The sequence below is a fragment of the Microbacterium sp. genome (genome assembly GCF_047971895.1).
Taxonomy (GTDB): Bacteria; Actinomycetota; Actinomycetes; order Actinomycetales; family Microbacteriaceae; genus Microbacterium.
Window position 1 is genome coordinate 1 of record NZ_JBKEAF010000032.1, and the last position, 11,037, is coordinate 11,037.

Here is an 11,037-nt window from a genome sequence, read left to right on the forward strand (position 1 = left end):
CGCTCAAAACTACGCTTCGATTCCTGGAAATGCCGTGAAATCCAACCCCAATACCGGGCAACGCAGGGCGCCCAGGAGATCCCTCTGACCTGTCTTTTCCTTGCTCGGACCTGGATTTTCCCAGAGCATCCGACGAAAACCCAGAGGTCGTAGGTTCACATCCTGCCCCCGCAACCACGAACAGCCCCTGACCGGAGATCTCCGGTCAGGGGCTGTCACGTTCCCCCCGGCGCGGGTCGGCCGAGCAGGAGCGCGAGGACGCCGGTGGCGATCGCGGTCATCAGGGCCGTCCATCGGACGATCGCGATCGCCTGCCAGAGCAGAACCCAGCCCTGAGCCTCGATGCACCGATGGGGTGGGGTGGGGCTGGCGCAGTCGACGCGGCGCTCGGCCCCGCACCCACCACCCGCGACCGCTGAACCCGCGTGCACCACACGCACCCTCACTCGCTTGCCGCGTTCTGCGACCCGCACCCGCGAAACGTGACAGATGAAGGTGCGGGCACCAGACGTGAGAGCGTTCACTTGTCACGTTCTGCGGGGTGCACCCGCAGAACGTGACAAGTGAGCGAGGGAGTCGCATGCGCGGGGCGCGAGCGCGTCTCGCACGCGCGCCGGCGACACCGGGCCGACACCGGCCCGGTGTCCCTCGCTAACCTAGAGCGCCGTCGAGCTCGAGCAGCTTCGTGACCGCGTCCGTGAGGCGCTTGTCGGCCTCGCCGTAGGCCGCCCAGTCTCCTGCCTCGAGCGCCGCCTGGCGGTCGAGCATCGCCTGCTGGGCCGCCTGCAGCGCCTGCTCGTACTCCGTTCCGGTGCTCGGCTGATCCGGCTCGTCCGGCTCGTCCGGCTGCTCCGGAGTCGGCGTCGGCGAAGGCGTGGGCGTGGGCACCGGATCCACTTCGGCGTCGCCGCTGTCGGCACCCGAGTCGCCGCCGAACAGCGTGTCGAGCCCCTCGTTCAGGGTGTCTTCGAACGCGACCCGGTTGCCGAACGACACGAGGATCTTCTGCAGGATCGGCAGCTGGGTCTCCCCCGACGACTGCACGTAGACGGGCTGCACGTACAGCAGGCCCCCGCCGACGGGCAGGGTCAGCAGGTTGCCGTTGATGACCCGCGACTGGTTCTGGTTCAGCAGGTTGCTGAAGCTCGACACCTCGGGGTTCGCGTCGAACGTGTTCTGCACCTGGCCCGGACCGGGAACGGTCGTATCGGCGTCGATGACCAGCATCCGGAGCTTGCCGTAGTCGTCCTTCTTCACGCCCGCTTCGGTACCGGCGTCCGCGTCGACGGCGAGATAGCCCATGAGCACGTTGCGGGCACCTTCGCCGGTGGCCTGCGGGATGAACGTCGTGAACATCGAGAACGTCGGGTCGCTCTGCCCTGGCATCTTCATCGTCAGGTAGTACGGCGGCTGGAAGCGCGCATTGTCCTGCGGGTCGTTGGGCGTGGCCCACCGGTTGTCGCTTTGGTAGAACGAGGCCGCGTCGTCGACGTGGTACTTGCCGAGCATGGCCCGCTGCACCTTGAACAGGTCGGTCGGGTAGCGCACATGGCTCATCAAGTCGCCCGACATCTCGGCGATGGGCTTGGTCGTGTTCGGGTAGACGTTCTGCCACGTCTGCAGCACCGGGTCCTCGGTGTCCCACGCGTAGAGCGTCACTTCGCCCGAGTAGGCGTCGACGGTGGCCTTGACCGAGTTGCGGATGTAGTTGATGTCGTCGATCGCGAAGCGCGGCTGCGTGTTGTTCGAGTCGGTGATCGCGCCCTCGAGGCTCACTGTTGTCGAGTACGGGTAGCTCGCGGCCACGGTGTACCCGTCGACGATCCACACGATGCGTCCGTCGACCACGCTCGGGTACGGGTCGCTGTCGAGCTCGAGGTACGGGGCCGCCTGCTGCACACGGGTCAACGGGTCGCGGTCGTACAGCACCTGCGACTCCGAGTTGACGTAGTCCGAGAACAGGATGTCGGTGGACTGGAACTTGAGCGAGTAGATCAGCTGGTTGAAGAAGGTGCCGATGTGCGGGCCGCCGTCACCGGTGAAGGTGTACTTCGTCTCACTCGCCCCGTCGGTGCCGCGCGGGTAGTCGAGCTCGACCGGCTCGGTCCCCTCGGGCGCCCCGACGATGGAGTACTCGGGCGAGTTCTCGCCGAAGTAGATGCGCGGCTCGAAGCCCCCCTCGGTCAGCACGCCGTCGACCGGGATGCCGCGCTCGATGAACACAGGCTCGCCGTCGGCGGTGCGCGCGTTGCCCTTGGCGGCGACCACGCCGTACCCGTGCGTGTAGACGACGGTCGTGTTCTGCCACGTGGCCGAGGTGCCCAGCTCCCGCAGGTTCAGCTCGCGCACCGAGATCACGGTGTCCTGCATCTCGCCGTCGATCTCGTAGCGGTCGACGTCGAGCGGGTCCTGGAACTGGTAGTACGAGCGGTACTGCTCGAGCTGTTTGATGGTCGGCGAGATGATGGCCGGGTCCATGATGCGAATGGATGCCGTCGTGTCGGCGTCCTGCCGCAGCTGACCGGCTTCGGCGTCGGTCTCGGCGGTGAACTCGGTCTTCTCGAGTCCGTTGATGCCGTACGCGGTCTTGGTCGCGTCGATGTTGCGCTGGTAGTAGGTGCGCTCGACGTCGAGCTGGTTCGGGCGCACCTCGACGGTGGTGATGATCCACGGGTAGACGGCACCGAGCACGATGGCCGAGACGAGCAGCAGCCCCGTGCCGATCAGCGGGTAGCGCCAGCGACCGACGAACGCGGTGATGAAGAACAGCAGGGCGACGATCGCAGCGGCGATCGACAGGATCATCTGCCCGGGGATGACGGCATTGACGCCGGTGAAGCCGGGGCCGGTGATCATCTCGCCGGGGGCGATCATGGTCTTGTAGCGGTCGAGCCAGATGCTGGCGGCCTGCACGAGCAGGTAGAGCCCGGCGATGACGGCAAGCTGGATGCGGGCGGCCTTGGAGATGCGCAGCTCACGCTGGCCGATGCGCACCGAGCCGTACAGGTAGGCGATGATCGCGGTCATCAGCAGGCAGATCAGCAGCGCCGCCGACACGAAGCCGAGCAGGGCGCTGTAGAACGGCATGGCGAACAGGTAGAACCCGGTGTCCATGCCGAACTCGGGATCGGTGGTCGAGGTCTGCACGCCGTTGAACCACAGCCACGTGGTCTCCCACTGCGACGATGCGGCGAAGCCGGCGAAGAAGCCGAAGAAGACCGGGATGCCCCACATCGCCAGGCGACGCAGGGGCTCGACGACCTCCTGGTAGCGGTCCAGCTGCGAGCTGAGTCGCGCGTAGACGGGGCGCAGTCGGTAGGCGAGCTGGATGGCGACCCAGACGGGCACGGCCATGCCGAGGAATCCGATGGCGAACATGACGCCGCGGGCGATCCATTGCGTCGTGAGCACAGACTGGAATCCGAGCTGGGTGAACCAGAGCCAATCGGTGTACAGGTTGGCGAAGACGAAGAAGCCGATCACCAGCGCAGCGAGCACCGCCACGGTGATGCCGATCGCGCGGTTGGGTTTCCTGGGTGTGGCCGGATTCGGCGCTGAGGTCGTGGTCACCCGTCCATCCTAGGCGGGCCGAATCTGGGGGTGCGCCGAGCGTCAGCGCCCGATCGCGTTCGAATCGCACGTGGGAAGATCGTCGAGTGCTCCGTCGTCCGCGATCGCGTCGAGCACGGCGAGGGCGTCGTCGAGCTCACCGACCGAGAACACCCGCAGCCCGTCCGGGACGTGCCCGACGACCTCGTCGCAGTTGCTCTGCGGTGCGAGGAAGGCGGTCGCACCGGCGTCGAGCGCGCCGAACATCTTCTGGCGGATGCCGCCGATCGGGCCCACGGTGCCGTCGGCGGTGATCGTCCCGGTGCCGGCGACGTTCTGGCCGCCGTTGAGCTGCCCGGGGGTGAGCGTGTCGATGATCCCGAGCGCGAACATCATGCCGGCACTCGAGCCGCCCACGTTGTTCAGCTGGATCGTCACGTCGATCGGGAAGTCATAGTCGGTGATGAGGGTCACCCCGATCAGCCAGCTCTGCTCGCCGTCCGCGTCGGCCACCTCGTTCGGGGTGATCTCGACCTCGCGCTCGATGCCGTCGCGCTCGACCGTGAGTGGAACGGGTTCGCCGTCGAGCCGCTGGATGACGCTGCGCAGCTGTGCGATGTCGGTGATCGGCCGGCCGCCCGCCTCGACGATCTCGTCGCCCGGCTCGAGAATCCCCGCCGAGGCGCCGTCGTCGATGACGCCGTAGACCACCAGGAAGCCCGGCACCTCGTAGCCGAGTTCGAGCAGCGCCGCCGCGGTCGCCTCCTTCTGCGAGTCGAGCATGAGGGCGGCGTTGGTGTCATTTCGCTCGTCGGTGGTGAGCCCTTCGGGGAAGACGAGATCCAGCGGCAGCACGGCACGGGTCTGGTCGAACCAGGCGGCGACCAGCTCGAACCACGACGGGGTGCGTTGGCGGTTGCCGACCGTCTCGACGGTGAGCAGGTCGAGCGCCCCCTCGGTCGGATACGTCTGCGCGCCCTCGACCGCGATCAGCGGCACCTCGCTCCCGTCGGCAGCTGTGGTCGCGCCCAACGTGTTGTACACGGGCCCGGGCCGCTGGATCACGAACGAGGTCGGCAGGAAGGTCATCACCAGCAGCACGATCAGGGCGATCACCAGTGCCCAGATCCCGACGGCGGTGCTGCGCGACATCCGTCTGCGAGGTGCAGGCACGACCTGCACCGACTCGTCGAACAGCGCCACGGGTCCGCCTTTCGGTATTCGTTCGCGACCGGCTTAAGCGAGAGCGGATGCTGCCGGGGAGAGCGAGGATTCGTGCGACTAGCGTAGAACCCACCCGGCTGAAAGGCGGCTAGACGTGACGGATGACGACCGCAGCCCCGAGGAGGAGTTCCGCGAGCTGATGCAGCAGCTGTTCGGCGCATCGGGTGCGAACCTCGACCCCGACCAGCTCTCGCGGCTGTCTGGCGTGCCCATCGACCCCGCGATGATGTCGACGGTCATGCAGCATCTGCAGGGCGCGTTCGCCGGTGCCGCGGGCGGCGAGGGCGGCATCTCGTGGGACATGGCGAAGCGTCAGGCGCTGCACATCGCCAATCAGGACGGCCGCAGCGTCACCGACGGGCAGCGCACCGAGCTCGACCAGGCGTTCCAGCTCGCGGCGCTGTGGGTGTCGGCGGCCACGACGATCGCCGAGCTTGCCGATCCGCCGCGTGCGTTCACGCGCGGCCAGTGGGTCGAGGCGACCCTGCCGGTGTGGCAGGAGCTGGCCGAGCCCGTCGCGACGAGCATCGCCGATGCGCTCACCCGCACGCTGAGCGAGCAGGCTCCCGAAGAGCTGCAGGGCATGGTGCAGGGCGCTGGCCGGCTCATGCGCGGCATCGGCGGCTCGCTGTTCGCGGCCCAGCTCGGCCAGGTCGTCGGGCAGCTGTCGCTCGAGGTCGTCAGCGGCGGCGATGTGGGCATCCCGGTGATGCCTGCCGGTTCCGCGGCGATCCTGCCGCAGAACTTCGCCGACTTCGGTGCGGGGCTCGAGGTCGATCCCGACCAGTCGGCGCTGTACATCGCGGCCCGCGAGCTGGCGCACGCGCGACTGTTCCGCCACGCGAAGTGGCTGCGCCTGCACGTGATCGCCCAGGTGTCCGAGATCGCCCGGGGCACTCTCGTGAACGACGAGGGCCTGGAAGAGCTCGCCACGCGCTTCGACCCGTCCGAGCCCGAAGAGCTGCGCCAGGCGCTGATGAGCGGTGAGCTGCTGCGGCGCTCGGAGGAGGGCCAGGCGGCGCTCGGACGGCTCGAGAACGTGCTTGCGACGATCGAGGGCTGGGTGGATGTGGTGACGGCGGATGCCACGGCCCGCCTGCCCTACGTCGATCGCCTCTCCGAGGCGGCCCGCCGCCGGCGCGCGGTCGGCGGCCCGGCGGAGCGGGCGCTCGGCTCCCTGGTGGGGCTCGAGCTGCGCCCGCGACGGCTGCGCGAAGCGGCCGCGATGTGGCGGGCGGTCACCGACGCGGTCGGCGTCGAGGCCCGCGACGCCCTGTGGGACTACCCCGACCTCATGCCGACCTCGGACGACATCGACGACCCGTCGGCACTCGTGGCTCGGCTGGAGGCCCGTGCGCGTGGCGAGGAGCCCGCGCGGGACGCCTTCGACGAGGCGCTCGAGTCGCTGCTGGCCGACACGGGAGGCGACGAGAAGTCGGGCGGGGTCGAAGGGGACGGCCCGGAGGATCCGCGTCCCGTCTAGCGATCTGTTCCTCCACAGCCCGCCCGCACACCCCGGCGTCGGGCCGCGCCTGTGGACAGCGGACCGCAGCCGCGGCGGGTGGGCCAGACTCACGGCATGAACGTCCTTCGCCTGAATCCCACGCATCCGCCGCTGTGGCGCAGCGACCGCGTGCTGCAGTTCGGCACGACCGCGCGCGCGGTCGTGGACGACCCGGAACCGTGGCAGCTGCGTCTGCTGCACGACCTCCAGGTCGGCATCCCGCACAGCGCGGTCGAGCTGCTCGGCGAGGTGGCCGGCGGCACCGCGCACCAGGCGCGGCACTTCGTGCAGCAGCTGCGCCCCGTGCTGCAGGCCCCGGCACCGCAACCGGTGCGGCGCGTCGTCGTGGAGGCCGCGGCCGGTGACGCCGCCGCGGTCACGGTGTGCGCCGCGCTGGCCGCCGCGGGCGTCGAGACCGACGTCGTCGACGGCGGCGACCGCGTGCCCGAGCGCACCGAACGCGGCATCCCCCGACTGCTCGTCGCGCACCACGCGCTGCCGCCCGAGCGCGGCCGCGCGGCGCTGCGCGACGACGCACCGCACGTTCCGATCGTGTTCACCGGCGACACCGCCGAGGTGGGTCCGTTCGTCACCGCGGGCGAGACCGCGTGCCTCACCTGTGTGCACGGGCACCGCTGCGAGGCCGATGACGCCTGGCCGCTGCTGTTCGTCCAGCTGCTCGCCCTGCCCGCACGTCCGGTCGATGCGCGGCTGGCCGCCGAGGCGGCTCAGCTGGCCGTGCACCTCATGCGCGGCCCGGGCGGCCGGTCGGCGACGCTGACCGCGCACTCGGCCCGGCGGGTATGGCGGAGCCATGCACCGCATCCAGCGTGCGGCTGCCGATCTCCGCAAGGAAGCGCGACGGGCTCCGTGGCGACCGCCCGCCCGACCGCGACCACGACAGTGCCAGCGTGCGCCCTGCCCGCGTGATGCCGACGTAGGCGAGTCGGCGCTCCTCGTCGATCTGCGCGAACCCGGTGGCGTACGAGATGGGCAGCAGGCCCTCGCTGAGCCCGGCGATGTGCACGTGCGGCCACTCCAGGCCCTTCGCCGCGTGCAGTGTGGCGAGGGTGACGGTGGCCAGCTCCGGTTCGTGCTGGTCTTTTGCGCGCGCCATCAGCGTGTCGGTGAACGCGCGCAGCGTCGTGCCCTCGGGCGCCGCCTCGGCCAGACGCAGGAGTGCCGCCCGCGATTCCCACGCGTCACGCAGCGCACCGCCGGCGGGCGGGGGGTCGTCGGTGTGGCCGAGCGAACGCAGCACGTCGCGCACGGTGGCCAGGAAGCCGGTCTCCAGCGGTGCGACCGAGGCGGCGCGCAGCGCCATGACGGCCTGCCGCACCTCCGGCAGGTCGAAGAAGCGCGTACCGCCCAGCACCGTGGTGGCTACGCCCCGCTCGGCGAGCGCCTGCTGCAGCAGTCCGGACTGCGCGTGCACGCGGTATAGCACGGCGATATCGCGGGCGTCGGCTCCCATGGCCAGCTGGGCCGCGACCGCGGCGGCCACACCGGCGGCCTCGGCTGCGTCATCCGGGTAGTCGGTGACGGTGGGGCGTGCACCGGGTGCGTCATCGGTCGCCGACGCGAGCTGCAGCGCGCCGGGGCGCCCGCGCATGAGGGCGTTGGCGACATCCAGCACCGCCGCATCCGACCGGTAATTGCGTTCGAGGCGCACCACCGCCGCGTCGGGGTGCCGGTCGGCGAACTCGAGCAGGAATCGGGAGTCGGCCCCGGTGAACGAGTAGATCGTCTGGCTGGCGTCGCCGACCACGCACAGGTCGCCGCGCTCGCCGAGCCACAGCTCGAGCAGGCGGTGCTGCAGAGGCGAGACGTCCTGAAACTCGTCGACGGTGAAGTGCCGGTACTGCTCGCGCACGACCCCGGCCACCTGCGGTTCGGCCTCGAGCATGCCGGCGCACGCGAGCAGCACGTCTTCGAAGTCGAGCTGGCGCCGGGTGTCCTTGAGCTTCTCGTACCGCTGCTGCAGCTCGACGACAGCCTCGAGCGACAGACGGCCGATCCCGTCGGGTCGCGCGCGTGCGAACTCGTCGATGGAGCGCATCGTGACCTTGCGCCACTCGATCGCCGAGGCGACGTCGCGCAGCGTCGCCTGGTCGAGGTCGCGCTGCATTCCGTCGGCGGCATGCGCCAGCATCCGCACCTTGTTGTCGATGAGCGATGGCGCCGAGTCACCCGCGAGGGTGGGCCAGAAGTAGTTCAGCTGGGCGAGTGCGGCGGCGTGGAACGTGCGCGCGGCGACCCCGGCCACGCCCAGGGCGCGCAGTCGGCCGCGCAGTTCGCCCGCCGCCTTCGACGTGAAGGTGACCGCCATCACGCGCGCGGGCGAGTAGGCGCCGGTGTCGACGCCGTGCGCGATGCGGTGCGTGATGACGCGGGTCTTTCCGGTGCCCGCGCCGGCCAGCACGCATACGGGTCCGCGCAGAATGGCGGCCGCCTCCCGTTGGTGATGGTCGAGGCCGGCGAGGGCGTCCCCGGTCACGACCGGCCAGTCCCCGTGCCGGCAGGATTCTCGAGCCAGTCGACGATGAGCGAGCGGGCGATGGATGCCGCACCCGGCATGGTGGCGTCGGATTCGCCGGCCAGCGCGGCTCGCATCTGATCGCGGGTGAACCAGCGCACCTGCACGATCTCGTCGCCGTCGGCCCGGGCGTCGTCGTCACGGGCGGCGCGGGCGCGGAATCCCAGCATGAGCGACCGAGGGTAGGGCCATGCCTGCGATCCGCGGTAGGCGACGTGCGCGACGCGGATGCCGCACTCCTCGGCGATCTCGCGTTCGACCGTCGCCTCGAGCGACTCGCCCGCCTCGACGAAGCCGGCGAAGCACGAGTAGCGCCCCTGCCCCCACATTGCGTTCGAACCCAGCAGCAGGCGCTCACCGTCGGCGCTCTCGACCGCCACGATGACGGCCGGGTCGGTGCGGGGGAAGTGCTCGCGTCCGCACGGGCAGCGGCGCGACCAGCCCCCGTTCTCCACGTGCGTGCGCGTCCCGCACGCGGCGCAGTGCGGCGCGCCGATGAGCCACTGGCCGAGCGCGAGCGCCTGCACGAATAGGCCCGCGCTGTCGCGGTCGAGCTCGCCGCCGACCTCGCGCAGGCGCGCCCAGCGGTCGGCGGGCACCGGCTCGTCGGCGTCGGCCGGGAAGGCCGCACCGAGCACGGCCACGCCGTCGCGGCGCCCGAGCACCATCCACTGCGCACCGTCGGGCACCTCCGTCGGAGTCACCAGGTGCAGGGCGAGACGATCGGACGTCAGTGGCGCGGCATCGCCGTGCAGCACCAGCACACGGCTGCGCGGGTCGGCACGCCCCGCGGCGAGATCGGCGTCGGTGCGCCCGGCCGCGTCGCGCGCGCCCGGCGGCCGCGACAGCGGTGTGGGCAGCGCCTCGGGCCACGACCAGGGCTGCGCAGGAGGCGGATGTGCCGTCATCGAAACCTCTCTCGGCGGGCGTGGCGACCCGTCGCGTCCGCGCGCCGCACCTACCCTGGGGCCATGGCACGCTCACCCCTCACTCTAGCCGCGGCCGTGACATCCGCTCTGCCTCGGGTGGGCGTCGTCGCGGCCGGTCCGCTCACCGCAGGGGGTACCGGGCGCTTCGACTCGGCCGTCGTCACCCTCGACGACCGCCGCGAGGTCGTGGTGCGGGCTCCCGTCGATGCCGAGGCGGCGCGCGACCTGGCAGCCGAGGCCCTCGCGCTGCGCGCGCTCACCTCGGGCGTGCGCGGTCTGCTGGGCGTGCGCGCGCCCGAACTGCTCGGGGATGTCGCCCTCGGCGAAGGCCGTGCGCTCGTGACCGACCTGCTGCCCGGATACCAGGTCGAGGCCGCACACCTGCCTGGTGGCCCCGGAGCCGCCGTGTCGGTCGGTCAGGCGCTCGCGTCCGTGCACGCGCTGCCGGCGTCGGTCGTGCGCAGCGAGGGGCTGCCGGTGCGCACCCCGGAAGAGGTGCGTCACGAGACGACGACGCTGCTCGACCGCGCCGAGGCGACCGGCCGGGTTCCGCGCGCGCTGCTGGACCGCTGGCGCGGCGCCGCCGCCAAGGACGACCTGTGGCGTTTCGAGTCGACCGTGATCCTGGGCGGTGCGGGCGCGACATCCTTCCTCTTCCAGGACACGGATGCCGGACCCGCCGTGACTGGAATGCTCGACTGGCACGCGCTGGCCGTCGGCGACCCGGCGACCGACCTGCGCTGGCTCGCGTCGGCGCCCCAGGCCGCGGACGACGTGTTCACCGCGTACCACGACAGCGCGCACCGCGCCCCCGACACCCATCTGCGCTCGCGCGCACGGCTGTACGCCGAGCTCGAGTTCGCGCAGTGGCTGGTGCACGGCAGCGAGCTGCACCGCACCGACATCATGGACGACGCCGCCGGGCTGCTCGACACGCTCGCGGGCAGCGTCCACGATGACGAGCTCGTGCCCGCCGAGACGGGCGAACCGCTCGACGATGCGATGGCGGCCCTCGATCGCGTTCCGCAGACACCGGCCACTATCGACACGTCGATGCAGACAGATGCCTACGACCCGGCAGAGCTGGCCGCGTTCCTCGACACGACGACAGAGCTCGAATCTGAGCCCGAGACCTCGTCCGAGCCGGCCGCCCTCGACGACACCGCGACCGCGCCGATCGACCTCGTCTCGTGGGTAGACGCGGCGGTGGCCGAGGACGACGACCACGACGCCGAAGCCGAGACCGAGCGCGCGTCGCGTGAGGCACTGCGCCGCTGGGCCGCGTCGGAATGACG

At 70.9% G+C, this 11,037-nt stretch carries 6 protein-coding genes; 2 read left to right on the forward strand and 4 right to left on the reverse strand.

Annotated elements, in window-relative coordinates; all coding sequences use genetic code 11:
* Positions 1-651 precede the first annotated feature (651 nt).
* Positions 652-3,570, reverse strand: a complete 2,919-nt coding sequence (locus ACK5IN_RS03185; RefSeq protein WP_416894774.1) for a UPF0182 family protein — start codon at positions 3,568-3,570, stop codon at positions 652-654.
* 42 nt (positions 3,571-3,612) lie between these two features.
* Entirely contained in the window at positions 3,613-4,752 is a 1,140-nt protein-coding gene (locus ACK5IN_RS03190) for a PDZ domain-containing protein (RefSeq protein ID WP_416894775.1), read from the reverse strand.
* Positions 4,753-4,912: 160 nt separating this feature from the next.
* Here ACK5IN_RS03190 and ACK5IN_RS03195 point away from each other — a divergent pair, with 160 nt between their 5' ends.
* Complete coding sequence (locus ACK5IN_RS03195) at positions 4,913-6,256, forward strand: zinc-dependent metalloprotease (RefSeq protein WP_416894800.1); 1,344 nt, start codon at positions 4,913-4,915, stop codon at positions 6,254-6,256.
* Positions 6,257-7,022: 766 nt separating this feature from the next.
* On the opposite strand, the gene ACK5IN_RS03200 is transcribed toward ACK5IN_RS03195, so the two are convergent.
* Positions 7,023-8,774, reverse strand: a complete 1,752-nt coding sequence (locus ACK5IN_RS03200; protein ID WP_416894776.1) for an ATP-dependent helicase — start codon at positions 8,772-8,774, stop codon at positions 7,023-7,025.
* Entirely contained in the window at positions 8,771-9,721 is a 951-nt protein-coding gene (nudC, locus tag ACK5IN_RS03205; protein ID WP_416894777.1) for an NAD(+) diphosphatase, read from the reverse strand. Before nudC ends, ACK5IN_RS03200 begins: the two co-directional genes overlap by 4 nt.
* Positions 9,722-9,784: 63 nt before the next feature.
* On the opposite strand from nudC, the gene ACK5IN_RS03210 reads away from it, so the two are divergent.
* Positions 9,785-11,035 carry a phosphotransferase gene (locus ACK5IN_RS03210; protein WP_416894778.1) on the forward strand — a complete coding sequence of 417 codons (1,251 nt, stop codon included), beginning with the start codon at positions 9,785-9,787 and terminating at the stop codon, positions 11,033-11,035.
* Positions 11,036-11,037: the final 2 nt, after the last annotated feature.

Bases quoted from the DNA above. Each gene is read 5' to 3' on its own strand.
- ACK5IN_RS03195 (WP_416894800.1), top strand. From the start codon at position 4,913: ATGCAGCAGCTGTTCGGCGCATCGGGTGCGAACCTCGACCCCGACCAG.
- nudC (WP_416894777.1), bottom strand. From the start codon at position 9,721: ATGACGGCACATCCGCCTCCTGCGCAGCCCTGGTCGTGGCCCGAGGCG.
- ACK5IN_RS03210 (WP_416894778.1), top strand. From the start codon at position 9,785: ATGGCACGCTCACCCCTCACTCTAGCCGCGGCCGTGACATCCGCTCTG.